Source organism: Methylobacterium frigidaeris (genome assembly GCF_022179185.1).
GTDB lineage: Bacteria > Pseudomonadota > Alphaproteobacteria > Rhizobiales > Beijerinckiaceae > Methylobacterium > Methylobacterium frigidaeris.
The window spans coordinates 143,705-169,213 of sequence record NZ_BPQJ01000013.1; the positions used below are offsets into that span (position 1 = coordinate 143,705).

The window sequence follows — 25,509 nt, forward strand, 5'->3', positions numbered from 1 at the left end:
GCAGCACCGTCGGCCGGGTTGGCGGCGCATTTGCAAGGGGCGCCGCGGCGCGGAGCGGCCTCGTCGCCCCCCGTCAGACGACCCGGACACCCAAGCAGCGCCGTGAGAGTACCAGATGCCCGAATGCCTCGTCTTCCGCGTGCCGACCCGGCACCCCGCCGACGTCTCGGGGCTCGACGCCCTGATCGAGTCCGGCGCCGTCGCTCCGCAGGAGATCGTCGCGGTGTTCGGCAAGACCGAGGGCAACGGTTGCGTCAACGACTTCACCCGACCGCTCGCCGTGATGGCGTTGGAAGCGATGCTCGGCGCCCGCCTCGGCCTCTCGCCGGCGGCCGTCGGCGCCCGGGTCGCCCTGGTGATGTCCGGCGGCACCGAGGGCGGGCTCTCGCCCCACCTCCTCATTCTCGCCCGGCGCGAGGGACCGGCCGGGCCGGGCCGGGCGCTCGCGGTCGGCACCGCCTTCACGGACGATTTTCGTCCCGAGGAGATCGGCCGCATGGCGCAGGTGCGCGCCACCGCCGCTGCCGTGCGGCGCGCCATGGCGGCGGCAGGGCTGGAGGTCGTCGATGACGTGCACTTCGTGCAGGTGAAGTGTCCGCTCCTGACCAGCGCCCGCATCCAGGAGGCGGCCTCCCGCGGCGAGAGCGTGGCGACCCACGATACCTACGCCTCGATGGGCCTCTCCCGCGGCGCCTCGGCGCTGGGGATCGGGCTGGCGCTCGGCGAGATCCCGGATTCAGCCCTCGCCGACGACGTGATCGGCACCCGCACCGACCTCTATTCCGGCCGCGCCAGCGCCTCGGCGGGGATCGAGTTGATGCGCAACGAGGTCATCGTGCTCGGCAACGCGCCGGGCTGGAGCGGGTCCTTGCGCATCGCCCACCAGGTCATGCGCGACGGCATCGACTTGTCGGCGATCCAGGGCGCGCTCCAGGATCTCGGCCTGCCGGCCTCCGGTCAGCTCCCGCCGGAGGCGGCCGCCCGCGTCGTCGCCCTGCTCGCCAAGGCCGAGCCGACGAGTAACGGCCTGATCCGCGGGCAGCGCCACATCATGAACGACGACAGCGACATCAACGCCACCCGCCACGCCCGGGCGTTGGTCGGCGGCGTGGCCGCGGCGGCGATCGGGCGGACGGACCTGTTCGTGTCGGGCGGGGCCGAGCACCAGGGGCCGGACGGGGGCGGACCGGTGGCGGTGATCGCGACGATAGAGGGGTAAGTGAACCGCGCGGCGCGCCGCCTTTCGAGAAGTCTTCGTGGTTTCCCGGCGACCGCCGCGCCGCGTTCCAAGGCTGCCGCCGCCTCCTGAACGGCGCGGCCCGGAGCGAGCATGCCGATCGTTCCCCGACGACCTATCTCGATCGCCTGTGCGAGGCGCGCGACGACAGCGGCCTTGTCTGGATTTTCGCGATTCTCGAAGGCTCACGTCACTTCGCGAGCGATGACCCGAGATACGGACTGCCGGACGCCGCCTTCGAGATCGTCGAGCGCCTCGTTTGGTTCGCTCAAGGTATCCGGTCGGGAGCCTGGACCTACTTCGCGTCCACACTGATCGATGCCGACAACCATCGAAGGCTCGTCATCTGCCTCGTGCCGACCGATCGTCTGCGCGTCGTGGCTCAGCCCGGCGGGATCACATCGATCTGGATCCCACTGTAATACGCCGCCAGGTTCGCGATATCGGCATCCGACAGATCCTGGGCCGCCACCGACATCACCTCGTTCTTCCGGGTCCCGTTGCGGAACTCGGTGAGCGCCTTGACGAGGTAGGGTTCGACCTGGCCGGCGAGGTTCGGCGCGTCGGGCAGCTTCGAGAGGCCGTCGAGGCCGTGGCAGGCCTGGCAGCCCACCGCCTTGGCCCGGCCGGCCTTGGCGTCGCCGGCGGCGGCCGGCACCGTCGCGGCAAGCAGCAGCAGGAGGGAGAGGGCGCGGGTCATGAACGTCTCCTGAGAGAGGAGGGGGCGGCCCTTGGGCCGCCCCCTCCGAAACAGCCTACTTCTCGTAGGAGATGCGGTAGATCGCGCCGGCCGTGTCGTCGGAGACCAGCAGCGAGCCGTCGGGCAGGGTCGCGACGTCGACCGGGCGGCCGAGATACTCGCCGCCCTCGGTCAGCCAGCCCTCGGCGAAGGGCTCGGGCTTGCCGGCGGTACCGTCCTTGTTGACCGGCACGAACATCACCCGGGCGCCGATAGGCGTCGTGCGGTTCCAGGAGCCGTGCTCGGCGGTGAAGATGCCGCCGCGGTACTTCTCGGGGAACGACTTGCCCTTGTAGACGATCATGCCGAGATCGGCGGCGTGGGGCGGCAGCTCCGCCTTCGGCGCCACCACGTCGGCCGGGATCTTGTCGTCCTTGTACTCGACCGTGCGGACGCCGCCGCCGCCGTACCACGGGAAGCCGAAATTCTGGCCCGGCTTGGTGATCTGGTTCAGCTCGCCCGGCGGCTGGTCGTCGCCCATGCCATCGACCTGGTTGTCGGTGAACCACAGGGTCTTGTCGGGGGCGAAGTCCATGCCGACCGAGTTGCGGATGCCGGTGGCGTAGACCTCGCGGTTCTTGCCGTCGGCGTCCATGCGGATGATGCCGCCGATGCCGGTCTTGGCGTAGAGGTCGGCCTTGTCCTTCGGCGGCACGTTGTAGGGCTGGCCGAGCGAGACGTAGAGCTTGCCGTCCGGGCCGATGCGGCAGATCCGGGCGGTGTGGTTGTAGCTCTCCTCGGCCGGCGGGATCAGCTCGCCCTGCTTGACCACGACGACCGCCGGACCGTCCGTCCCCTCGTAGAAGAACTCGGCCGCCGGGAAGGCCAGCACCCGGTTCTGCTCCACCACCGTCAGCACGCCGTCGCGAGAGAAGCAGACGCCGTTCGGGATCTTGAAGTCAATGCCGGGCGCGTAGACCTTCACCTCGTCGGCGACCCGGTCCTTGTCGCGGTCGGTCACCGTATACATCTTGGACTTGCGGGTGCCGACGAAGACCACACCGGCATTCGGGCCGACCGCCATGGCCCGGGCATCCGGTACCACGGCGTAGAGCTCGATCTTGAAGCCGTCCGGGACCTTGATCTTCTGCAGGGTGCGGTTGATCGCGTCGGCGCGCCGGCCGGTCTGCGGGATCGGCGCCGGCTCGGCGACGCCGGTCTGCTTGAAGCTGCCGAGCTTCTCCAGGTTGTCGACCTTGGCCTTGGTGTCGCCGGCCGTGGTGTCCTGCGCGAGCGCGGCGCCCGCGAAGGATACGCTCGCGGCGAGAGCCGCCATCAGGAAGGGCTTCATCGGGATCTCCTCCGGTGTCGACCGTTTGCGGCGTGGCCGAGCTTGTTGCCCGCCATGTATGGCTGCGACCTCGCCGGGCAGCAAGCGCAGCAGAAAGCCTATCCCGTCCGCGCCACCGCGGTTCAGGCGCGCAGGGCTGGCGACCGGTCCCGCAGGATCGGCGGCTGGGTGCGGTCGAAGCCCGTCGCCGCCTCGTAGGCCGCCGCGATGGCGAGGAGGTCGGCCTCGCCGTGGTTCGGGGCGATGAGCTGAATCCCCATCGGCAGCCCGCCCGGGTTGAGGCCGACCGGCAGGCTGATCACCGGGCAACCCGACATCGTCCCCGGCACCACCACCTCCATCCAGCGGTGATAGGTGTCCATCGCGCGGCCATTGATGCTGCGCGGCCAGGTCTCGCGCGCATCGAACGGGAAGACCTGCGCGGCGGGCAGGGCCAGGACGTCGAAGCGCTCGAACAGCCCGCGCACGCAGTGGTACCAGGCGGTGCGGGTGACGCTGGCGGCGTGCACCTCGAAGGCCGAGAGCTTCTGGCCCTGCTCGACCTCCCAGACGGCCTCCGGCTTCATCAGGGCTCGCTTCTCCGGGTCGCGCCAATGGACCGCGAGGTTGGCACCGGTGATCCACTGGCGCAGAACCATCCAGGCGCGCCAGATCGCCTCCGGATCGAAGGCGGGCAGGACCGGCTCGACCGCGGCACCGTGAGCGGAGAACACCGCGAGGCCGGCTTCGCAGAGGTCGAGCACGCCGGGCTCGAACGGGAGATGGCCGCCGAAATCGCCGATCCAGCCGATGCGCAGCCCCCTCAGCTCCCGCGGCCGGGCCAAGGCGAAACCCGCCGGGTCCTGACGGATCGCGTTCGGGATGCGGGGATCGTCGCCGGCCTGGACGGAGAGCAGCAGGCCGAGATCGGCGGTGCTGCGCGCCATCGGACCATTGACGCCGAGCTGGGGCAGGAAGACCTCGTCGGTGTGGCCCGGCACCCGGCCGGCGGCGGGGCGCAGGCCCAGCACGTTGTTCCAGGCGGCGGGGTTGCGCAGCGAGCCGCCGTGGTCGCTGCCATCGGCGAGCGGCACCATGCGCAAAGCCAGGGCCACCGCAGCCCCGCCGCTCGAGCCGCCGCCGGCCTTCGCCGGATCGTAGGCGTTGCGCGTCACGCCGAAGACCGGGTTAGTGCTGTGCGAGCCGAGGCCGAATTCCGGCACGTTGGTCTTGCCGATCAGGATCGCGCCCGCCGCCTTGAGGCGGGCGACGTGGAGCGCGTCGGTCTCCGGCACGGTGTCGCGGAACAGGGGCGAGCCTTGCGTCGTGCGGATCCCGGCGGTGGCCGAGAGGTCCTTCACCGCGTGCGGCAGGCCGTGGAGCGGCCCGCGCGGGCCGTTCGCCGCCAAGTCCCGGTCGGCGGCCTCGGCCTCGGCGAGGAGACGATCGGGGTCGCGCAGCGAGACGATCGCGTTCACCGCCGGGTTGTGGCGGGCGATCTGGTCGAGATGGGCCTGCATCGCCTCCCGGGCCGAGACGGCCCGGTCGCGGATCGCCCGCGCGAGGTCGGTGGCACGCATCGTCACGAGATCGGAAGAAGGGGGCATCGGGTCGTCCTGGAGCGGCGTTGCGCCAGCGGAGCACGGGGGAGGGGGCTCGGCAAGCGCCGCAGAGGCGGGTCTTCCGCCGCCTCGTGCATGCGTCCCGGTCGGCGCGGCCCCGTGCCACGGCGGCGATCACCGCCGCGCCGTCGCGTCACGACGGCCCGGGCCAGCCGGATGGCGACGGCGCGAGGCCGCCGCCTCAGTCGAGCCCGAACAGCCGCTCCAGGAAGTTCTTGTCCTCCCGGCTCGGCCCGCCGCGCTGCGGCGCCGGCGGGCGCGCCGGGGGCTGCCCACCGCCGACGAGGGTGTCGATCAGGCCACCGAGCGTCTGCGGCTCGGCCGGGCCCGCCGCCGCGACGGCGGTGCCGCTGCTGCGGCGCCAGCGGGCGGCGCCGGGCAGCGGCACCGGCTTGTCGCCACGCAGGGCCGCGGTCATGACGCGGTTCCAGATCTCGACCGGCAGGTTGCCGCCCGAGACCTTCTTCGTCGGCTCGCCGTCGTCGTTGCCGAGCCAGACGCCGGTGACGAGCGTGCCGGAGAAGCCGACCACCCAGGCATCGCGAAAATCCTGGCTGGTACCGGTCTTGCCGGCGAGGTCCCAGCCCGGGATGTCGCCCTTCTTCGCCGTGCCGCTGACGAAGACCTCGTGCATCATGGCGTTCATCATGCCGACCGCGTTGGGGTCGATCACCCGGCCGAGGCCGCTCGGGGCGCGCTTGTAGATGCTGCGGCCGTCGACGGTCTTCACGCTGGCGATCACGTAGGGAATCACCCCCATTCCGCCATTGGCGAAGGCCGCGTAGGCGCCGACCAGCTCGAGCGGCGTGACCTCGGAGGTGCCGAGCGCGATCGAGGCGTTGGCCTGGAGCGGGGAGGTGATGCCGAGGCGCTGCGCCGTCTGCACCACCGCCTTCGGGCCGACCTCCTGGCCGAGCCGCACCGCCACGGTGTTGAGCGAGTGGGCGAGGGCGTCGCGCAGGGTCACCGGCCCGCTGTAGTTGCGCGAGTAGTTCTCCGGATTCCAGCCCTTGATGGCGATCGGCGCGTCCTCCCGCACCGTGTCGGGGGTCAGGCCGCGCTCGACCGCCGCGAGGTAGACGAAGGGCTTGAAGGCCGAGCCGGGCTGGCGCTTGGCGGTGGTGGCGCGGTTGAACTGGCTCTGGGCGTAGTCGCGCCCGCCGATCAGCGCCCGGATCGCCCCGTCGGGGCGCATCGACACGACGGCGCCCTGGCCGACATTGTAGCGCCCGCCTTTCTGGTTCAGCTCGTCGACCAGCGCCCGCTCGGCCACCGCCTGGATCGCCGGATCGACGGTGGTCTGCACCGCGACGTCGGTCTCGATCTTGCCGACGTAGTCGTCGAGCACGTCCATCACGAGGTCGGCGACGTAGTTGGCCGAGCCGCCGCCCTTCGCCCGGGCTGGCTTGGCCGGCTGAGCGAGCGCCGCCTGCACCTCGGCGGGCTTGGCGAAGCCCAGCTCCTGCATCGCCGCCAGCACCTGGGCGGCCCGGGCCTGGGCAGCGGCCAGGTTGCGGTTGGGCGCGAGCCGCGACGGCGCCTGGACGAGGCCGCCGAGCATCGCGGCCTCCGCCAGCGTCACGTCCTTGGCCGGCTTGGCGAAGTAGCGCTGCGCCGCCGCCTCGACGCCGTAGGCGCCGGCACCGAAATAGACCCGGTTGAGATAGAGTTCGAGGATCTCGTCCTTGGTGTATTTGTGCTCGAGCCAGAGCGCCAGGATCGCCTCCTGGATCTTGCGCGAGGCGGTGCGCTCCTGGGTCAGGAAGAGGTTCTTGGCGAGCTGCTGGGTCAGGGTCGAGCCGCCCTGCGCCACGCCGCGGCGGGTCAGGTTCTGGCCGATGGCGCGGGCGATGCCGATCGGGTCGATGCCCAGATGGCCGTAGAAGCGCCGGTCCTCGATCGCCACGAAGGCGCGGGGCAGGTAGGGCGGCAATTCGCGGATGCTCACCGTGCGGCCGCCGGTCTCGCCACGGTTGGCGAGCAGCGAGCCGTCGGCGGCCAGGATCGCGATGTTGGGCGGGCGCTTCGGGACCGCGAGCTGGTCGATCGGCGGCAGCTGCGAGGCGTGGTAGGCGACGATGCCGGCGACCGCCACCAGGCCCCAGAGGCCGAGGATCATGGTGCCGTAGACGAGGGTTCCGAGGAAGGAGCGCCGCCGGCGCCGCGGCGCCTGGGCGGCCGCACGGCTGGCCCGCTTCGGAGCGGCCTTGGCCCCGCCCTTGGATGTTCCTTTGGCCACGCCGCCTCCCGCCCGGTCGCCGCGCGAGAGGCGCAGGTCGAGCGCCGCCGGGTCCGCGGGCCCGTCCGCCTCGAAGCGCGGCTCGACCCGACCCTTGCGCTCGCGTCCCTTCGCCATCCTGCCGAGTTCCCCTTCGCCCCCGGACATGCCGGCCTGCGCGGGGCGATGCCGGCCCGCACGGGGCACTCAAGAGACGCTAAATGAGGCGGGTTTAAGGGCCGTTAACCGAAATTTTGTCGAAGGATCCTCGTGACTTAGCACTGTGGCCGCGGGGCTGCGGCACACCGTGCCGGGAACGCCCCCCACCCGCGGACGTTGCGGAGGCTCTGACAAGGAGCCGACATGTTGCACCTGCTGGTGGCGGATGGGAACGACCGGGCCGGCCGCGAGACGCATCTCACGGTCTGCGACAAGACCTCGGCCGAAACCTACGCGGGCATCCTGACGAAGCTCGCCCCGGACGCCCGCTGCCACCTCGTCGCCCCGGCCGATGCCGATGCGGTGCTGCCCCGGGCGCTCTCCGAGTGCGACGCCCTGGTGCTGACCGGCTCGATCCTCCACGTCGAGGAGGGCGGTCCCGCGGTGACGCGGCAATGCGACTTGGTGCGGGCGGCGCTCGAAGCCGGGCTCCCGGTCTTCGGCTCGTGCTGGGGCGTGCAGGTGGCGGCCACGCTCGCCGGGGGCCGGGCCGCCCGCAACCCGCGGGGGCCGGAATACGGGCTCGCCCGCGCCATCAGCCGGACGGAGGCCGGGGCAGGCCACCCGCTTCTCGACGGCCGGCCGCCGGCCTGGGACGCGCCGGCGATCCACGACGACGCCGTCATCGCGCCGCCGCCGGGCAGCCGCGTCCTCGCCGGCAACGACCGCCTCGACGTCCAGGCGATCGAGATCCGCCTCGGCGACGGGGTGTTCTGGGGCACGCAGTACCATCCCGAGCTCGACCTCGACGAGGTCGCGGCGATGCTGCGGCTGTCGGCGCAGGGCGTGGTGGAGGCGGGCCTGTGCCCGGACGAGGCCTCGCTCCACGCCTACGCCGATGCCATGCGCGACCTGCATCATGACCCGGAGGGTCGGCGGGACCTCGCCTGGGGCCTCGGCGTCACCGCCGAGGTGCTGGTGCCGGAGCGGCGCCGGCGCGAGATCAGGAATTTCCTCGATCACCTGGTGCGGCCGCGCACGCGCCGCGCCTGAGGGGCCCGTACACCCTCCAGGAAGCCCGCGACCTCGGCCTCCAGATGCTCGGCCTGCTGCGTCAGGGCGTCGGCGGAGGCTGGTCGGAACTTGCAGAGACATCGCCGACGATCGGCAAAGACTGGTCGACGATCGGCAAAGACCGCCGGTCACCGCATCTCTTCCCGCTCGACTGGACGAGGATTGCGACAAGCAGGAATAGATGCCCGGTACCCTGTCGTCATCCGACGGCCGGACGACAAAACGGCGCCCCGAGAGGAGCGCCGTCGTGGAGCCGGTCGGGGAGTCGGGCGTCAAGTCGTTCGGGCGGAGGCGAGGTGCGGCGCCGGGCCGGGCCGGTCCTCGCCGACGAGGTGGAACGCGGCGGGCCGGCGGAACAGGAAGCGGGCCGGGGTGTGGCGCACCAGCCGCTCGATCCCGAGGGGCACGGCCACCGCCGCCACGGTGACGAGGAGCGAGACGAGGCCGACATCCTCGATGATCCCGCTCTTCACCAGCGCCGTGCGAAGCGCCGCCATTGGCAGGAAGAAGGCGAGGTAGATCACGATCGAGCGCTCACCGCAGGCGCGGAGGACCGCCGTCACCGGGCCGCCGGCCCGGGTCAGCAGGGCCGCAGCCGCCACGATGGCGAGCGCCCCAGCGGCGCCGAGCACCAAGCTCACAACCGGCAGGCCCGCCAGGTTCGGGTGGAACGGCAGGCCGGTCGCCGTGAAGACCAGGGCGCCCTCGATCAGCGCCCAGGCGGCGAGGCCTGCGAGCGCGAGGCCGGACCGCGCCCGCACCCAGTCGGCGAGCGCGAAGATGCGGGCCGCGAACAGGTAGCCGGCGACGAAGTAGACGAAGCGGGCGCAGAACTCGTCGATCAGGGTCGAGCCGGTATGGACCGGTGCGAGCTGCAGCAGGGCGGCGCCGATCAGCAGCGCCGGTCCGGGCACCCGGCGCAAGAGCTTCACGGCGATCGAGAACACCGCCAGGAGATAGATGAACCACAGCGTCGAGTACGGCTCGACCAACCCGTGGCCGAGATGGGCGAGGAACGCCCCCGGTCCCGCGCCCTCAGTGATCTGGCCGTACTTCACCGCCGACTGCAGCACCAGCCACAGCAGGTAGAAATACGCAAAGTGGACGATGCGCCGGTCGGCGAACAGCCGCCAGTCGCGGTCGACCACGCGGCCGACGAACAGGCCGGACAGAAGGAAGAAGTCCGGGATCCGGAACGGTTTGGCGAATTCCACGACGTGGTGCATGAAGCCCTCGCCCCCCATCGCCTCGCCCACCCCGAGGGTGGAGTGCATCATCACCACCAGGATGATGCAGATGCCCTTGGCGACGTCGACCCAGGCGAGGCGGCCGGCGGCCGGCGCGGCACGCGGGCGCACCGGGTCGTCCGGCCGGACCGAGAGGGCGGGTTCGGTGTTGGGTCGGGCGGACATCGGCGTCTCCACGAGGACGGCCCGAGGCTCGCAGGGAGACGTAAAGATCGGTGCAAGACCGGCCGGTCGAATCGCGCGCAGACTCGCAACGGCGCATTCACCGTCTCGTCGAAGACTTCGGTCGTTCTACCGGCAGCTCCGCTTCGCCTCCCGCCGCGTCCGGGTCATCCGCGTCGCGGTGTGGAAATCGTCCGGCTTGGTGCGCACCCAGGCGAGGAAACGGGCGATCTCCGGCTCGGCCCGCAGGCTCTCCACGTCGCTCAGGCGACGGGCCAGTTCGGCCTCGCTGTGGCGGGCATGGATCGCCGAGTGGCAGATCTGGTGCAACTGCACCGTCTCGCCATGGGTGCCGCCCTTCAGCTTCGGCGTCAGGTGGTGCTTGCTCTGGCGGGCGCCGGGTGGGATCGGCCGCTCGCAGAGCGGGCAGATCACCGATTCGCGGGCGCTCGGGCCGTGGGTGGAGGGGTCGTCGTCGCGCCAGCGCCGGTCACGGCGTCCCAAGGCAAGCTCCTGAAAGGCGGGGATAGGCTTCCGTATCTGGGTCGCAGTGGCAGCGCGTTTCAAGATCGAAGGCGGGATGCCGCAACGTCTCGACCCGCGGCCTGCCGTTGACAAACCCCGCGCCCCGCCCGACAGTCGGCCCGTTACCGAGGGGGGCCCCGCAGACGGGGCTGAGATTGGACGAGCATGCGTCCTGACCCTTGAACCTGATCCGGTTCGTACCGGCGGAGGGACGGGAACCTGCCATGACTGCATTGCCCGTGCGTCCTCGCGCCTTCGAGGCCGGATCGTCTCCCTGGGAGGGATCCATGAACGCACCCATCCTCGCGAAGGATCTGCCGCAGAGCGTCACCACCGGGCCGGTCACCGGCTCGGTGAAGGCCTATGCCTCGCCGAAGGACCGCCCCGACCTCCGGGTGCCCTACCGCGCGATCGCGCTGACCGACCCGGGCGAGGCCCCGGTGCGGGTCTACGACCCGTCGGGCCCCTATACCGAGACCGGCGCGCGCATCGACCTCGCGGCCGGCCTGCCCGAGATCCGCAACCCCTGGATCGCGGGCCGCGGCTACGATTCCGTCGCACCCCGGGCGGTGAAGCCGGAGGATAACGGCTTCGTGCCTGAGGACCGGCTGGTGGCGCCGTGCCCGGCCGCCCGCACCGTGCGCCGGGGCGGGGCCGGCCAGATGGTCACGCAGTACGAATTCGCCCGTGCCGGGATCGTCACCGAGGAGATGATCTATGTCGCGCACAGGGAGAACCTGTGCCGCGAGGCGATGCTGGCGGGGGCCGACGGTAAGATCGCCGACGGCGAGAGCTTCGGCGCCGCGATCCCGCCCTTCATCACCCCCGAATTCGTACGCGACGAGGTGGCACGCGGGCGGGCGATCATCCCCGCCAACATCAACCACACCGAGCTCGAGCCGATGGCGATCGGCCGCAACTTTCTCGTCAAGATCAACGCCAATATCGGCAACTCGGCCGTCACCTCGTCGGCGGCGGAGGAGGTCGAGAAGATGGTGTGGGCGATCCGCTGGGGCGCCGACACGGTCATGGACCTCTCGACCGGCCGCAACATCCACAACATCCGCGGCTGGATCCTGCGCAACGCCCCGGTGCCGATCGGCACCGTGCCGATCTACCAGGCCCTGGAGAAGGTCGGCGGCGATCCGCTCAAGCTCGACTGGGAGGTGTTCAAGGACACGCTGATCGAGCAGGCCGAGCAGGGGGTGGATTACTTCACCATCCATGCCGGCGTGCGCCTCGCCCACGTGCCGCTCACCGCGCGGCGGGTCACCGGCATCGTCTCGCGCGGCGGCTCGATCATGGCGCGCTGGTGCCTGGCCGGGCACCGGGAATCCTTCCTCTACGAGCGGTTCGAGGAGATCTGCGACATCTGCCGGGCCTACGACGTGTCGTTCTCCCTCGGCGACGGCCTGCGCCCGGGCTCGATCGCCGATGCCAACGACGCGGCACAGTTCGCCGAGCTGGAGACTCTCGGCGAGCTCACCAAGGTCGCCCATGACAAGGGCTGCCAGGTGATGATCGAGGGGCCCGGCCACGTGCCGATGCACAAGATCAAGGTCAACATGGAGAAGCAGCTCGCCGAGTGCGGCGAGGCACCGTTCTACACGCTCGGCCCGCTCACCACCGACGTGGCGCCGGGCTACGATCACATCACCTCCGGCATCGGCGCGGCGATGATCGGCTGGTACGGCACCGCGATGCTCTGCTACGTCACCCCGAAGGAGCATCTCGGCCTGCCGAACCGCGACGACGTGAAGACCGGAGTCATCACCTACAAGATCGCGGCGCATGCCGCCGACCTCGCCAAGGGCCACCCGGCGGCGCAGGTCCGTGACGACGCCCTGTCGCGGGCCCGGTTCGACTTCCGCTGGGAGGACCAGTTCAACCTCTCCCTCGACCCGGACACGGCGCGAGCTTACCACGACGAGACCCTGCCGAAGGACGCCCACAAGGTCGCGCATTTCTGCTCGATGTGCGGGCCGAAATTCTGCTCGATGAAGATCACCCAGGACCTGCGCGCCGACGTGCTGGCGATGGAGGCGGCGAGCGCCGTGGTCGGCGAAGCCACACCCTTGAGCGAAGCGGCCCGGGCAGCCGGCATGGCCCAAAAATCGGCGGAATTCTTGGGCGTGGGCGGGAGGCTTTACGTCGAACCCGGCGAGTAGGAATCCGTTTCATGCCGATGCAGGCCTCCGCGACCCCGCCGGGGCCTGCCCCGTCTCTCGCCCCCTCCCTTGCGCCGGGACACTCGCGCCCCGGCTCGATCGTGCGCCGCCTCGTCGTCTTCGCCCTCGGCCTGGCGGTGCCGATCCTGATCTTCGGCGGCGTGGTCCTGTGGCAATTCGCCGGCGCCGCCCGCGAGCGCCTGGAGGGAGAGGCTCTGGGCCGCGCCCGGATGGAGGCGGCGGCGGTCGACCGCGAGGTCGCGAGCCTCGTCGCCACCCTCGAGGCCCTGAGCCTCTCCAACGCGCTCCAGCGCGGCGACGTCACGGCGTTCCGCGAGCAGGTGGAGGAGCTTTCTCACCGAAGCGGTCTGCCGGCGGTCCTGCGCGACACCGACGGCCGGCGGATCATCGATGTCGGCACCGAGCCGATGCCGGAACACCTCGACGCCGCGGACGCGGCCGCTCTGAACGGTCGGCCGGCCGTCTCGGGCGTGGCCGACGGGCGTTTCCGGGTCACGGTGCCGGTTCTGCGCCGCGGCGGCGACGCGGTGCTCTACCTTCTGTCCTTCTCCCTGCCGACGACGCGGATTCGCGACGTGCTCGTCTCCGGCGGCGTGCCGCAGGGCTGGGTGATGAGCGTCGTCGACCGCGACCAGCGGATGCTGACCCGCACCCGGGCGCCCGAGCGCTTCACCGGCGTCAGAGCTCCGGACGAGCTGCGCCAGGCCGTCGGACCGGAGGGCAGCTGGCGCGGCGCCTCGATGGAGGGTGATCCGTTCTTCGTCGCCTATGCGCGGGCCGGGGTGCCGGACTGGCGCGTCGCCGTCGGGGTGCCGGAGGAGGCGCTGGCGGCGCCGGTCCGGGCCTCGCTGGTCTGGTTCGCCGGGCTCGGCGGGATGCTGGCCGCCATCGCGGCCGTGCTGGCGCTCGCCTTCGCCCGCGGCATCGCGGCGCCGCTCCAGGCCCTGCGCGACCAGGCGGTGGCGCTCGGCCTCGGCCGCGCGGCCCCTGTCCTCGATGGCGTGCCGGCGGAGGTGGCGGCGGTGAGCGCCGAGATCGCGGGCGCGGCCCAGCGCCAGCGCGAGCGGGCGGCCGAGCGCGCCCGGTCCGCCGCGGCCCTGCGCGCCGAGACCCAGCGCCTGGAGGTGCTGAACCGCCTCGGCACGGCGCTCTCGAGCGAGCTCGACCGCCAGCGCCTCGGCGACACCGTGGTGGAGGCGGCGACCCACCTGACCGGGGCGGCCTACGGCGCCCTGTTCGAGCGGGTGCCGGAGGGCCCGGAGGGCCCCGAGCACTGGCAGCTCCTCAGCCTCACCGGTGCGCCGCGGGAGGCCTTCACCCGGTTCGGCCTGCCGCGGGCGACGACCCTGTTCAGCCAGACCTTCGCCGCCGGCGGGGTGGTCTTGAGCGAGGACGTGACGACGGACCCGCGCTACGGCAGCCATGGCGGCATGCCCAAGGGCCACCTGCCGGTGCGCAGCTACCTCGCGGTGCCGGTGGTTTCCGGCACCGGTGCCACCCTCGGCGCCCTGCTGTTCGGCCATCCCGAACCACACCGCTTCGGCAGCCGCGAGGCGGCGCTCGTCGAGGGCCTGGCCGGCCAGGCCGCGGTGGCGATGGACAATGCCCGCCTGTTCGCCTCGGTGCGACGCGAGCAGGACCGCTTCGCCGCCGCCGTCCAGGCGGTGCGCGGCGTGCTCTGGACCAACGACGCGAGCGGTCGGATGACGAGCGACCAGCCGGCCTGGGCGGCGCTCACCGGCCAGACGCCGGAGCAATATGCCGGCTACGGCTGGGCCGAGGCGGTGCATCCGGAGGACCGCGCCGCCAGCGTCGAGAGCTGGAACGAAGCGGTGGCCGAGCGCCGGCGCTTCACCCACGAGCACCGGGTGCGCCGCCATGACGGCGTGTTTCGCACCTTCGCGATCCAGGCGGTGCCGGTGCTCGATCCCGACGGCGCGATCCGCGAATGGGTCGGGGTGCATTCCGACATCTCCGAGCAGCGCGCTGCCGAGACGGCGCTCCGCGAATCGAACGAGGAGATCCAGCGCTACGCCTACATCGTCAGCCACGACCTCAGGGCGCCGCTCGTCAACATCATGGGGTTCACCAGCGAGATCGAGGCGAGCCAGGACGACATCCGCGTCGCCCTGGCGGGACGGCCGCAGGCCGAGCGGATCGACGCCGACCTCAGCGAATCGGTGAGCTTCATCAAGGCCGCGATCACCAAGATGGACGGTCTCATCAACGCCATCCTGAAGCTCTCGCGGGAGGGGCGGCGCACCTTCCAGCCCGAGCCCCTGGCGATGACCGCCCTGGTCCAGGGCCTCGCCGACGCGCAGCGCCACCAGGCCGACACGGCGGGCGCCGTGATCGAGATCGGCGACCTGCCGGGGATCACCGCCGACCGGCTCGCGGTCGAGCAGATCTTCGGCAACCTGATCGACAACGCGATCAAGTACCTGGCCAAGGACCGGCCGGGCCGGATCAGCGTAGCGGGATCGGTCTCGGACGGACTCGCGGTCTTTCTGGTGACGGATAACGGCCGCGGGATCCATGCCCGCGACCACGCCCGGGTGTTCGAGCTCTTCCGCCGCTCCGGCGTGCAGGACCGGCCGGGGGAGGGGATCGGGCTCGCCCATGTCCGCACCCTGGTGCGGGCGCTCGGCGGGCGGATCGACCTGTCGTCGGAGTTCGGGGTCGGCACCACCTTCAGCGTGACGCTGCCGCTGCGGCAGAGCTGAAGCGCAATGCAACGCCAGGTTAACGTGACCGGCATGTTTTCTACGCCAGCCACGTGTCACTCTGACTGGAAAATGGTCTAGAGAGAGGATGACGGGAGCATGTCTCCCGCGGTCGGCGCGATCGCGCGCGAGGAAGAGGCGTCCCGGTTCGTCCGGGTTTCGCGCCACAAGGAGTTGTCAGGTGCCGGCCGTACACATCGTGATGATCGAGGATGACGAGGGCCATGCCCGGCTGATCGAGCGGAACATCCGCCGCGCCGGCGTCAACAACGTCATCGAGTCGTTCCGCGACGGAACCTCCGCGCTCGCCGCCCTGTTCGGGCCGGACGGCAGCGGCGAGATCAATGCCGGCCGGCCGCTGCTCATCCTCCTCGATCTCAACCTGCCGGACATGACCGGCATCGACATCCTGCAGAAGGTGAAATCGAACCCGCACCTGCGCCGCTCGCCGGTGGTGATCCTGACCACCACCGACGACCAGCGCGAGATTCAGCGCTGCTACGATCTCGGCTGCAACGTCTACATCACCAAGCCGGTGAACTACGAGGGCTTCGCCAACGCGATCCGCCAGCTCGGCCTGTTCTTCTCGGTGATGCAGGTTCCGGAGAGCGCCTGACCGTGACCGAGCCGGTCCGCGTGCTCTATATCGACGACGACCCCGGGCTGGGGCGCCTCGTCGCCCGCACGCTGGCGGGCCGGGGCTGCGAGGTCGTGCACGCGAACGACGGCGAGGCGGGATTGGCCCGCATCGCCTCCGAGCGCTTCGACGTCGTCGCCCTCGACCACCACATGCCGCAGGAGACCGGCCTCGACATCCTTCCGCGCATCCGCGCCTTGGCCGACGCGCCGCCGGTGATCTACGTCACCGGCTCGGAGGACAGCCGCGTCGCCGTGGCGGCGCTCAAGGCCGGGGCCGTCGACTACGTCTGGAAGGACCTGCAGGGCCACTTCCGCGAGCTTCTCGCCGAGGCCGTCGCGACCGCCGTGCTGCAGGACCGCACCCGGCGCGAGAAGGAGCGAGCCGAGGCCGAGGTGCGCGAGGCCCGCGACCGGGCCGAATTGCTGCTGCGCGAGGTCAACCACCGGGTGGCGAACAGCCTCGCCCTGGTGGCGGCTCTGGTGCGGATGCAGGCCAACACCGTCACCGACGCCTCCGCCCGCGCCGCGCTCGAAGAGACCCAGACCCGCATCACCGCGATCGCCGGCATCCACCGGCGGCTCTACACCTCCGACGACGTGCGGGTGGTGGCGGTCGACGCCTACCTGGCGACCCTGGTCGAGGACCTCGACGGGGCGATGAACGCCACCGGTCAGCGCCACCGCATCCTGCTCGACGCCGCCCCGGTCGAGGTGGCGACCGACAAGGCGGTCTCCCTCGGGGTGATCGTCACCGAGCTCGTCACCAACGCCTACAAATACGCCTATCCGGACGGCGCCACCGGCGAGATCCGCATCACCGCGCGCCGCGACGGCGACACCCTGCGCCTGACGGTCGCCGACGACGGCGTCGGCTGGCAGGGCGTCGGCACCCCGCGCGGCACGGGGCTGGGCTCGCGCATCGTGCGCGCCATGGCGTCGAACCTGCGGGCGCAGATCGCCTACGCCCAGGCGGAGAAGGGTACGGCGGCGAGCATCGACATCGCGCTCTAGGGCGCGATCCGATTACGCCACACCACAATCCACGACAGGGATGGCTGATCGCACAGGCCCCTCGCCCGTTCCCGGACAAGGGTGAGGACGTGGAAGGAGATCCGGGATCCGCAATCGACGTTCGCGAAGCGACCGCTCTGCAATGGCATTTCGGCTGCAACCCTCGCAGCTGGGCAGCGGCCGGACACCGGGATGCAACGCGAAAGCTCGACCGGAACTTTCTGCTTGCGAGGAAGGACCGCCCGCGGCGAATCCCGGATCTTCTTCCGCCTCGCGCCCGTCATCCGGGAGAGGGGGGAGCAAAAGGGAGCCGTCCGCCCACCGGCACGACCGCGTGCCGCGCGCCCCGCCGGACCCGCTCCGCCGCATCGTCCCGGACGACGCGGCGCGCTTTTCCCGCGTGTCGCGACACCCCGTTTGCCTCTATGGTCCGATCAACGAAGAGAGGCCCTGAGGAGCACCGCATGGCCAAAGGATCCGACCTGCTGGTGGCCGCCCTCGAGAACGAGGGCGTGGACCGGATCTTCGGCATCCCGGGCGAGGAGAATCTCGACGTCGTCGAGTCCCTGCGCTCCTCGAAGATCGAGCTGGTGCTCACCCGCCACGAGCAGGCGGCGGCCTTCATGGCGGCGACCCATGGCCGGCTGACCGGCCGGCCCGGCGTGTGCATCTCGACGCTGGGGCCCGGCGCCCTCAACTTCACGACCGGCGCGGCCTACGCCCATCTCGGCGCGATGCCGATGCTGATGCTCACCGGCCAGAAGCCGATCATGAGCGCCCGCCAGGCCCGGTTCCAGATCGTCGACGTGATCGCGGCGATGCGCCCGCTCACCAAGATGACGCGCCAGATCGTCTCCGCCGCCTCGATCCCGACCATCGTGCGCGACGCCTTCCGGGTCGCCACCGAGGAGCGGCCCGGGCCGGTCCATCTGGAGTTGCCGGAGGACATCGCCGCGGAGGAGGCCGACGTCGCCCTGGTGCCGTCGCACCCGATCGACCGGCCGGTGGCGAACCCGGCGGCGATCGAGCGCGCCGCGGCGATGATCCTGCAGGCCCGCCGCCCGCTCATCATGATCGGCGCCGCCGGCAACCGCCCGCGCCTGGTCGAGCCCCTGTCCGACTTCGTGCGCCGCACCCGGATCCCGTTCTTCAACACCCAGATGGGCAAGGGCGCGGTCACCGGCGGCTCGAACCTCTATGTCGGCACCGCCGCCCTGTCGGAGCGCGACTACGTCCACGAGGCGATCGACAGCGCCGACCTCATCCTCTCGATCGGCCACGACACCGTCGAGAAGCCGCCCTTCCTGATGGGCCGCGTCGCCGGCGGGCCCCGTGTGATCCATGTCGGCTACGTCTCGGCCAGCGTCGAGCAGGTCTTCCACCCGGATGCCGAGGTGGTGGGCGATATCGGGGCGACCGTCACGGCCCTCGCCGACCGGCTCGGCGGACGGCTCGACCCCGAGCCGTCCCTGCTCGAGATGCGCCAGCACATCCTCGCCCGCATCAACGACCGGGCCGAGGAGGACCGCTTCCCGGTGACGCCCCAGCGCCTGGTGCACGACGTGCGGGCGGTGATGCCGGAGGACGGCATCGTCTGCCTCGACAACGGCATGTACAAGATCTGGTTCGCCCGCAACTACCGCACCCACGTCGCCAACACGCTCCTCCTCGACAACGCCCTCGCGACGATGGGGGCCGGCCTGCCCTCGGCGATGATGGCCAAGCTCGTCCATCCGGAGCGCCGGGTGATGGCGGTCTGTGGCGATGGCGGGTTCATGATGAACAGCCAGGAACTCGAGACGGCGGTGCGCCTCGGCCTCGACCTCGTGGTGCTGGTGCTCGACGACCGCGCCTACGGGATGATCCGCTGGAAGCAGGCGGTCGACCGTTTCCCCGATTACGGCATGACCTTCGGCAACCCGGACTTCGTCACTTACGCCGAATCCTACGGCGCCAAGGGCCACCGGGTCGCGTCCGCCGACGCCCTGGCGCCGACCCTCGAGGCCGCATTCGCGGCGGGCGGGGTGCATCTCGTGGCGGTGCCGGTCGACTATTCCGAGAACACCCGGGTGCTGGTCGACGAGCTCGGCGGCCACGCCCCGCAGGTCGAGCCGGGTTAGGTCATGAAGAACCCCACGTCGGATCTGCGCCGGCGCGCGGCCGGGGTGCTGCTGCTGCTCGGTGCCGCCGGCATCGCCGCCTCGGCCCCCGTTCTGCTGCCGAAGGCGAGCCAGGCCTGGCGCTTGCGCGCGGCGGCCGACGATCCGGCGGCGCTCGCCACCCTGCGCCTGGCCTCGGTCGCCGATCCTGAGCGGATCGGCGCCGGCCTCGACGCGGCAGTCGCGGCGGGCGACGACGACCTGGCACAAAGCTTCCTGGCACTGGCGGAGGAGCGGGGCGTACTGGTCTCGCCCGAGCGGCGGGCCGCCGTGACGGCGCTTGCCGAGAGCGCGCCGCGCCGGGCCCTGTCCGATGCCGCGACCGGCTTCGTCAGTGGGGAGGGGGCCGGCATGGCGGGCCTCGCCGGGGCGGTGGCGGGCGACCTCGTCGGTTACGGCGACCTGCGCGACCTGTGGCGCGAGGGCGGGCGGCTCGCCCGGGGCGAGAGCTACGACCCGCTGCTCCTCGGTCTCGCCACCGCGGGACTGGCGCTCACCAGCGCCACCATCGTGTCCCTCGGCAGCAGCGTGCCGGTCCATGCCGGCACCACCACCCTGAAGCTCGCGGCCCGCACCGGCAAGCTGTCCCGGCCGCTGGCCGCCCGGCTCACCCGCAGCGCCAGCACCGCGATCGACCGGGAGGCGTTGAGCCTCGCCACCGCGGCCGCCGGTCGGCTCGACCTCGCGGCCCTGCGGCAAGGGGCGAAAGGGGTGCTACGGCCGGGCGCGCTCCGGGAGATCCGCAGCGTGGGCGAGCAAGCGGCCCGGATCCAGGCCAAGCTCGGCGCCCGCGGCACCCTTCAGGCGCTCGCGGTCGCGGAGAATGCCGATGACCTGCGCCGGGTCGCCCGCCTGTCCGAGGGCATGGGCGGGCGCACCCGCGCGGTCCTGGCGCTGCTCGGCCGCGGCGCGCTGGTGCTGGGTTCGGGCCTCCTGGTGATCCTGCAGAGCCTGTGGCTCGGCCTCGCCTGGTTCCTGGCTGTCGCCCTGTTCTGCCGCCGCGCCGGCACGGCTCTGGGCCGCCTGATCTGGCGCCGCCCGCGCCGGGCGCGGACATCCCCGCGCCTCGCAGGCGCGCCCGCCTGACCTCACCGATCAGGCCGCCGGGCCGCATCGTCGTCTCGCCGCAGTGCAGCGAGAGCGGAAATTCCCATGTGGTGGCCCTCGCCGCGAAGACTACCACATTCCGCTGCGTTCATCGCCGATCGACTCCCTGGACCGCCAGCCCTCGTCTCTGCACATCCGGACGCGATCCAGAAACCGGGTCAATTGGATGTCCTTTGGCGGGCCTCGACGACCGCGCCTGCGCCGATAATCGGCGTTCGACCTCTGAGAGGCGCGCAGCCCCCCTTCGAAAGGATGATACCAATCTCGGCCGCAGCCCGACCATCGATACCAGACACAAGCATCCGGAATCGCCCGCATCAATCTTGTCCGATTTAATCTCGGCGATGAAACAGCGATAATCAGTCTTGTGCCGCAGAGGTTTTGGTACTTATATGGCTTCAGGCGGGTTGCGGCCCGCTCGATCGCGGAGTTTTGCCGGGGGGCGACGATGCACGCGTGCAGATGGGGCGGACGCGTTCGGGGCGGCAGCGCGCGAACGGATGACGGGCGGCGGCGCAGCCGCTTGACCGGAACCACCGCTCCGTGACCGCCTGGCAGCCGGCGGCGGCGGCCGCCCTCGACGCGCTCGCCCTCGCGGTGCTGGTGGTCGACCGGCAGGGGCACATCCTCCACGCGAACCGGGAGGCGGCGGACCTCCTCGAACGTCCCGACGGGGCCTTGTCGGGCCAGCACGCGAGCGGCGGTTGCCTCGGAGCGCGACAGGCGGAGGGCCGTTCGCGGCTCCACGCCCTGATCCAGGCGGCCTGCGACGGGCGGTCCGGGGACGCCGGCGGCTTCCTCCAGCTCGAGAGCGGCGGCCCGGACGAGCCGGGCGTCTCGGTCTGCGTCTCGCCCCTCGTCGATGCCGCGGCGCCGGGCCGGGCGGTGGTGGTGGCCCGCCTGCTGCGGGCGCAGGGGCGGATCGAGGTGCAGCTGCGCACCCTGTTCGGGCTCACCCGGGCGGAGGCGCAGGTCGGCGCGGCGCTCGCCCGCGGCGGCTGCCTCGCCGAGATCGCCGCGGAACTCGGCATCAGCGTCACCACGGCGCGCACCCACGTCGCCCGCATCTTCCTGAAGACCGGCACCCGGCAGCAGAGCCAGCTTGTCGCCCTGGTGGCGGCGGTGCAGTTGCCGGTGGCGTGCGGCGCTAGCGAGGCGGCGCCGGTTCCGGCTCACGCCCTCAGATCGCCGGCTCAGGCCCTGAGATCGAGCCGGTAGGCGTAGGCGTCGCCGCGAAACAGGCCCTCGACGTACTCGATCATCCGGTCGTCGCGGGCGTAGGAGCGGCGCTTGATCAGGAGGCAGGGCAGGGGCTGGGTGAAGCCGAACACCGCGCACTCGGTCTCGTCCGGCGTCGCTGCCTCGATGGTCTGGCGGCACCGCACCAGGGCCGCCCCGTGAGCGCCGAGGAACGCGTAGACCGAGCCGTCGAGGTCGCCCTCGGCCAGCGCCGGCACCGCCGTGAGGTCGTACCACGCCACCTCCCGCGACAGCGGCATGCCGTCGCCGCAGCGGATGCGGACCAGCTTCAGGAACGGCGCCGTCGAGGGCAGGCCGAACAGCGAGGCGATCGAGCGGTCCTGGACCACGCGGCGCTCGACGATCCGCGTCGAGGGCACGCGGCCGAGCTCCTGCATCTCCTCGGTGAAGCCCTTGAGCCGGTCCATGCCCGGGCTGAGCCGGGTGCGCCCGGCCGCGACGATGAAGCCGTGCCGGCCATGGGCGGTGAGGTAATGCTGCCGGCGCAGGGAATCGTAGCAGCGCTGCACCGTGGTGCGGCTGACGCCCAGCGCCTCAGCGAAGGGGCGCTCGGCCGGCAGCGTCGTGCCACCCGCCACCGTCCCGTCCTCGATCAGCGCGCGCAGCTGCTCTTCCAGCTGCTGATAGAGCGGCTTCGCGGTATCGTGGCGCAACCGCACCAGACTCGTCAGGGCAGGATGGCCCGGGCCGGGCCCGGACGGGTGATCGGGCATCGGCGGATCAGCCGATGCGGCGGCCGCGCAGCGGCGCGGCGTGAGCGACCGGATGGAGGGGGGGCATGAGCGTCGAGATCAACGTCGACATGGCGGCCAGTCCGGCTCTCTTCGTCCTCGGAAGCTTCGTGGTCGCCTGTTCTGCCACGGTTGAACGCCTGCCGCGAGCGGGCGAATCACTGCAGGCACAGGCTTTCCTGGTCGAACCGGGCGGCAAGGGCCTCAATCTCGCGGTCGGGGCGCGGCGCCTCGGCGCCGTCGTCGATGGCCTTCTGGCGATCGGTGACGACGCCCTGGCAGCGCTCGCCGAGCCGGCCCTGGAGCGCGCCGGCCTGTCCGCCGCGATGCTGCGCCGCGTCCCCGGCCCGACCGGCGCCGGCATCGGCTTCACCGATGCCTTCGGCGAGAACTGCCTCGCCGTGCATCCCGGCGCCAATGCCCGGCTCGGGGCGGCGGAGGTGCGGGCGACGGCGGAGCGGATCGCCGGGAGCGCCCTCGTCCTGGCGCAGTTCGAGGTTGGCGACGACGCGGTGGCGGAGACGTTCCGGATCGCCCGCGCGGCGGGGGTGCAAACCCTGCTCAATCCCTCGCCGTTCCGGATGCCGTCGCCGGGGATCCTGGCCGATACCGCGATCCTGGTCGTCAACGCAGTCGAGTCGGCGGCGTTCGGCGCCGCCTTGGGCATACCCGTCCCCTGCGGCGCGGCCGAGCCCTCCGGCTTCGAGGTCCTGGCAAGCGCGATTCTCGCCCGCGGGCCGGATCTCGTCGTGGTCACCCTCGGGGCATCCGGAGCGCTCGCCTTCCAGGCCGGTCGTCCCGCCCTGGTCCAGCCCGCCTTCCCCGTCGCGGCCGTCGATACGCTCGGGGCCGGCGACGCCTTCACGGCGGGTCTCGCCGTCGGTCTGGCCGGGGGGCGCCCGCTTCCCGAATGCCTGCGCATCGCCGCGTCCTGCGGCGCCTGCGTGGTTCGCCACAAGGGCGTGTTCGACGCCCTGCCGGACCGCGCCGCCCTCGCGGCCCTGCTCGCCGGAGTGGCGTGAGGCGCCATGCGCGAATGGTTGTGTTCCGAGAACCGGAGGTTTTGCCCTACGTGAACAGCCCGGCGAGCAGGCTGCCGAGCATCGCGACCGTCGCGAGAGTCACGATGAACCGGATGTCGTCGAGTCTTTCCCTGATCATCGCCGAGCCTCCTTCGCCGCGTGACCGGGCAACGTGTAGGGCCGGGGGCGGCGCTGCGCCGTGCGCATCCGCACCTTTGCTTGATGGATGGTGAATGACGCCGATCCAGGATTGACAAGCTCCGGCCGCGCTCGGTGCAAGGCCCTGCACGGCTATGCGCTTCAGCGTGAAGCTGACATTGGCCGTGCCAGCTTGAGCGTTGACAGACCGCCTCGTACCTAAGAAAAAGGGCCACACGCGAGGTGCGGCCCAAGTCTAGGGAGGAAACGCCCAAAGAGGGCAGCAACGCCGCGACGCCATCGCCGCGTTGCCACTCAATAGCTAAGCCCTGCCGGCTGCGCTGGCAAGGGCTGTCTCGCGTCTTGTGGCATCCGCGACGCAGGTGATGCCTCCGCGCAACGCTTCGGTGACGCAGAAGTCGCGGCACTCGGGCCCGGCTCTCACCTGCCGCGTTTCGCTCTCGCCGTCGAAATCCGCAGGAGGCCGCCGCGATGATGCCGACCGAACCCGTGACGCGGCGAATCCCGGTCCGCGGCCTGACCCTGAGCATCGCCGAGGCCGGCCCGGCGGACGGGCCGCTCACCGTGCTGCTGCACGGCTTTCCCGAGACCTGGTGGGGCTGGCGGCACCAGATCGGCCCGCTGGCGGGTGCCGGCCTGCGGGTGGTGGCGCCCGACCAGCGCGGCTACGGCCTGTCGAGCCGGCCGGATGGGATCGCGGCCTACCATCTCGACCGCCTCGCCGATGACGTGATCGGCCTCGCCGACGCCCTTGAGCAAGATACTGGGCAAGTTACCGGGCGAGCGCGCTTCCGCCTCGTCGGGCACGATTGGGGCGGCCTCGTCGCCTGGTGGGTGGCGTCGCGCCATCCCGAGCGCGTGGAGCGCGTGGCGATCCTCAACGCGCCGCATCCGGACGTGTTCGGCGCCTATGCCCGCCGTCACCCGAGCCAGATGGTGCGGAGCTTCTATGTCGGGCTGTTCCAGCTCCCCGGGCTGCCCGAGGCGCTGCTGCGTGCCGGCGACTGCGCCGCGCTCCGCCGTGCGCTCACGAATTCGAGCCGGCCCGGCGCCTTCTCGCCCCACGACCTCGACCTCTACGCCGCCGCCTGGCGCCGGCCCGGCGCCATCACCACGATGCTGAACTGGTACCGGGCCCTGCGCCTGCCCCGGGAGCCGGCGCCGGGGCCGATCCGGCCGCCGGTCCTGGTGCTCTGGGGCGAGCGCGACACGGCGCTCGAACGCGGCCTCGCCGCCGCGAGCCTGCGCCTCTGCGCGCAAGGGACGGTGCGATACTTCCCTAACGCCACCCACTGGCTCCAGCACGAGGAGCCGCAAGCGGTGAACGCGACCCTGGTCGGGTTCCTGACCGCCGAAGGACCCGACCAGCGTCCCGGTCAGGCCTGATCGCCGAGCAGCAGCCGCTTCGTCGCCGCCGTCACGTCGTCCTGTCGCATCAGGCTCTCGCCGACCAGCAGCGTGCGGATGCCGGCCTTGCCCAGAATCTGCGCGTCGGCGTGGCTGCCGATGCCGCTCTCGCCGACCAGGATCCGGTCCGGCGGCACCAGCGGGCTCAGGCGCACAGCGTTGTCGAGGGAGACCTTGAAGGTGCGCAAGTCGCGGTTGTTGACGCCGATGAGTCGCGTGCCGAGGGGCAGGGCGCGGGCCAGCTCCGCCTCGTCATGCACCTCGACCAGCACGTCCATGCCGAGGTCGTGGGCGGTCTCGACCAGCGCCGAGGCCTCCTCGTCGTCGAGGCTCGCCATGATGACCAGGATGCAGTCCGCCCCCCAGGCCCGTGCCTCGACCACCTGATAGGGCTCGAACAGGAAGTCCTTGCGCAGGACCGGCAGGGAGCAGGCGGCGCGGGCCGCCGTCAGGTATTCGGGCTTGCCCTTGAACGAGGGCTCGTCGGTGAGCACCGACAGGCAGGTGGCGCCGCCCGCCTCGTAGGCGCGGGCGAGCGTCGGCGGGTCGAAATCCTCGCGGATCAGGCCGCGGGACGGCGAGGCCTTCTTGATCTCGGCGATCAGCGCGAAGCGATCCTGTGCGACGTGCGCCGCGATCGCGTCGGCGAAGCCGCGTGGCGGATCGGCCTTCGCGGCGCGCTTCTCCAGTTCGGCGAGCGGCACGCGCAGCTTCGCCGCGGCGATCTCGCGCCGCTTGTAGGCCTCGATATGGGCGAGCACGTCGGCCGGGCGCGGCCGGGCCTCGCCGTCGGGAGACGTCGAGTCCTGAGACGTCGTATCGGTGTCGGACAAGGCCGTGTCCTCCCCT

At 71.6% G+C, this 25,509-nt stretch carries 19 protein-coding genes and 1 riboswitch; of the genes, 11 read left to right on the forward strand and 8 right to left on the reverse strand.

The window, feature by feature from the left end; translation table 11 throughout:
- The first annotated feature begins 115 nt into the window (after nt 1-115).
- Nucleotides 116-1,219 (forward strand): cyanuric acid amidohydrolase, encoded by a 1,104-nt coding sequence (atzD, locus tag MFF64_RS15670; protein ID WP_099907967.1) that lies wholly within the window; start codon nt 116-118, stop codon nt 1,217-1,219.
- A gap of 400 nt (nt 1,220-1,619) precedes the next feature.
- Here atzD and MFF64_RS15675 read toward each other — a convergent pair whose 3' ends face one another.
- From MFF64_RS15675 to MFF64_RS15690, 4 genes are all read right to left on the reverse strand, one after another.
- Nucleotides 1,620-1,937 (reverse strand): c-type cytochrome, encoded by a 318-nt coding sequence (locus tag MFF64_RS15675; protein ID WP_099907965.1) that lies wholly within the window; start codon nt 1,935-1,937, stop codon nt 1,620-1,622.
- Between the two features lie 55 nt (nt 1,938-1,992).
- Entirely contained in the window at nt 1,993-3,267 is a 1,275-nt protein-coding gene (locus MFF64_RS15680) for a PQQ-dependent sugar dehydrogenase (protein WP_099907963.1), read from the reverse strand.
- Between the two features lie 122 nt (nt 3,268-3,389).
- A complete protein-coding gene (locus MFF64_RS15685) occupies nt 3,390-4,853 on the reverse strand; it encodes an amidase (protein ID WP_099907961.1) in 1,464 nt (487 codons plus the stop codon).
- Nucleotides 4,854-5,049: 196 nt separating this feature from the next.
- Nucleotides 5,050-7,224 (reverse strand): transglycosylase domain-containing protein, encoded by a 2,175-nt coding sequence (locus MFF64_RS15690; protein ID WP_099907959.1) that lies wholly within the window; start codon nt 7,222-7,224, stop codon nt 5,050-5,052.
- Nucleotides 7,225-7,449: 225 nt separating this feature from the next.
- Here MFF64_RS15690 and MFF64_RS15695 point away from each other — a divergent pair, with 225 nt between their 5' ends.
- Nucleotides 7,450-8,298 carry a type 1 glutamine amidotransferase gene (locus MFF64_RS15695; RefSeq protein ID WP_238191461.1) on the forward strand — a complete coding sequence of 283 codons (849 nt, stop codon included), beginning with the start codon at nt 7,450-7,452 and terminating at the stop codon, nt 8,296-8,298.
- A 293-nt stretch (nt 8,299-8,591) separates the two neighbouring features.
- Here MFF64_RS15695 and MFF64_RS15700 read toward each other — a convergent pair whose 3' ends face one another.
- Both MFF64_RS15700 and MFF64_RS15705 read right to left on the reverse strand, forming a co-directional pair.
- The gene (locus MFF64_RS15700; protein WP_099908554.1) at nt 8,592-9,731 is read right to left on the reverse strand and encodes an acyltransferase family protein; all 1,140 of its coding nucleotides are present in this window, start codon (nt 9,729-9,731) and stop codon (nt 8,592-8,594) included.
- Between the two features lie 126 nt (nt 9,732-9,857).
- The gene (locus MFF64_RS15705; protein ID WP_099908556.1) at nt 9,858-10,232 is read right to left on the reverse strand and encodes a restriction endonuclease; all 375 of its coding nucleotides are present in this window, start codon (nt 10,230-10,232) and stop codon (nt 9,858-9,860) included.
- A gap of 139 nt (nt 10,233-10,371) precedes the next feature.
- Nucleotides 10,372-10,482: riboswitch (TPP riboswitch) on the forward strand.
- Between the two features lie 58 nt (nt 10,483-10,540).
- Between MFF64_RS15705 and thiC the strand changes: the two genes are divergently transcribed.
- From thiC to MFF64_RS15740, 7 genes are all read left to right on the forward strand, one after another.
- Nucleotides 10,541-12,421 (forward strand): phosphomethylpyrimidine synthase ThiC, encoded by a 1,881-nt coding sequence (gene thiC / locus MFF64_RS15710; protein WP_099908557.1) that lies wholly within the window; start codon nt 10,541-10,543, stop codon nt 12,419-12,421.
- Between the two features lie 896 nt (nt 12,422-13,317).
- Complete coding sequence (locus tag MFF64_RS15715) at nt 13,318-15,165, forward strand: ATP-binding protein (RefSeq protein WP_133123737.1); 1,848 nt, start codon at nt 13,318-13,320, stop codon at nt 15,163-15,165.
- Nucleotides 15,166-15,367: 202 nt separating this feature from the next.
- A complete protein-coding gene (locus tag MFF64_RS15720) occupies nt 15,368-15,781 on the forward strand; it encodes a response regulator (RefSeq protein ID WP_064503883.1) in 414 nt (137 codons plus the stop codon).
- A 2-nt stretch (nt 15,782-15,783) separates the two neighbouring features.
- A complete protein-coding gene (locus MFF64_RS15725; protein ID WP_238191463.1) occupies nt 15,784-16,815 on the forward strand; it encodes a sensor histidine kinase in 1,032 nt (343 codons plus the stop codon).
- Between the two features lie 464 nt (nt 16,816-17,279).
- Nucleotides 17,280-18,935, forward strand: a complete 1,656-nt coding sequence (locus MFF64_RS15730; RefSeq protein WP_099908561.1) for an acetolactate synthase large subunit — start codon at nt 17,280-17,282, stop codon at nt 18,933-18,935.
- 3 nt (nt 18,936-18,938) lie between these two features.
- Nucleotides 18,939-20,060 carry a hypothetical protein gene (locus MFF64_RS15735; RefSeq protein ID WP_099908563.1) on the forward strand — a complete coding sequence of 374 codons (1,122 nt, stop codon included), beginning with the start codon at nt 18,939-18,941 and terminating at the stop codon, nt 20,058-20,060.
- Nucleotides 20,061-20,624: 564 nt separating this feature from the next.
- Nucleotides 20,625-21,299: a helix-turn-helix transcriptional regulator gene (locus MFF64_RS15740; RefSeq protein ID WP_099908565.1), complete on the forward strand. Its 675-nt coding sequence runs from the start codon at nt 20,625-20,627 to the stop codon at nt 21,297-21,299.
- On the opposite strand, the gene MFF64_RS15745 is transcribed toward MFF64_RS15740, so the two are convergent.
- Nucleotides 21,275-22,054 (reverse strand): GntR family transcriptional regulator, encoded by a 780-nt coding sequence (locus MFF64_RS15745; RefSeq protein WP_099908567.1) that lies wholly within the window; start codon nt 22,052-22,054, stop codon nt 21,275-21,277. The genes MFF64_RS15740 and MFF64_RS15745 overlap by 25 nt on opposite strands.
- A gap of 65 nt (nt 22,055-22,119) precedes the next feature.
- Between MFF64_RS15745 and MFF64_RS15750 the strand changes: the two genes are divergently transcribed.
- Nucleotides 22,120-23,094 carry a ribokinase gene (locus MFF64_RS15750; protein WP_238191465.1) on the forward strand — a complete coding sequence of 325 codons (975 nt, stop codon included), beginning with the start codon at nt 22,120-22,122 and terminating at the stop codon, nt 23,092-23,094.
- A gap of 633 nt (nt 23,095-23,727) precedes the next feature.
- Nucleotides 23,728-24,639: an alpha/beta fold hydrolase gene (locus MFF64_RS15755; RefSeq protein WP_099908575.1), complete on the forward strand. Its 912-nt coding sequence runs from the start codon at nt 23,728-23,730 to the stop codon at nt 24,637-24,639.
- Here the strand turns inward: MFF64_RS15755 and trpC are convergent.
- The gene (trpC, locus tag MFF64_RS15760; RefSeq protein ID WP_238191490.1) at nt 24,630-25,421 is read right to left on the reverse strand and encodes an indole-3-glycerol phosphate synthase TrpC; all 792 of its coding nucleotides are present in this window, start codon (nt 25,419-25,421) and stop codon (nt 24,630-24,632) included. The two genes, MFF64_RS15755 and trpC, sit on opposite strands and share 10 nt — an antisense overlap.
- Nucleotides 25,422-25,509 lie beyond the last annotated feature (88 nt).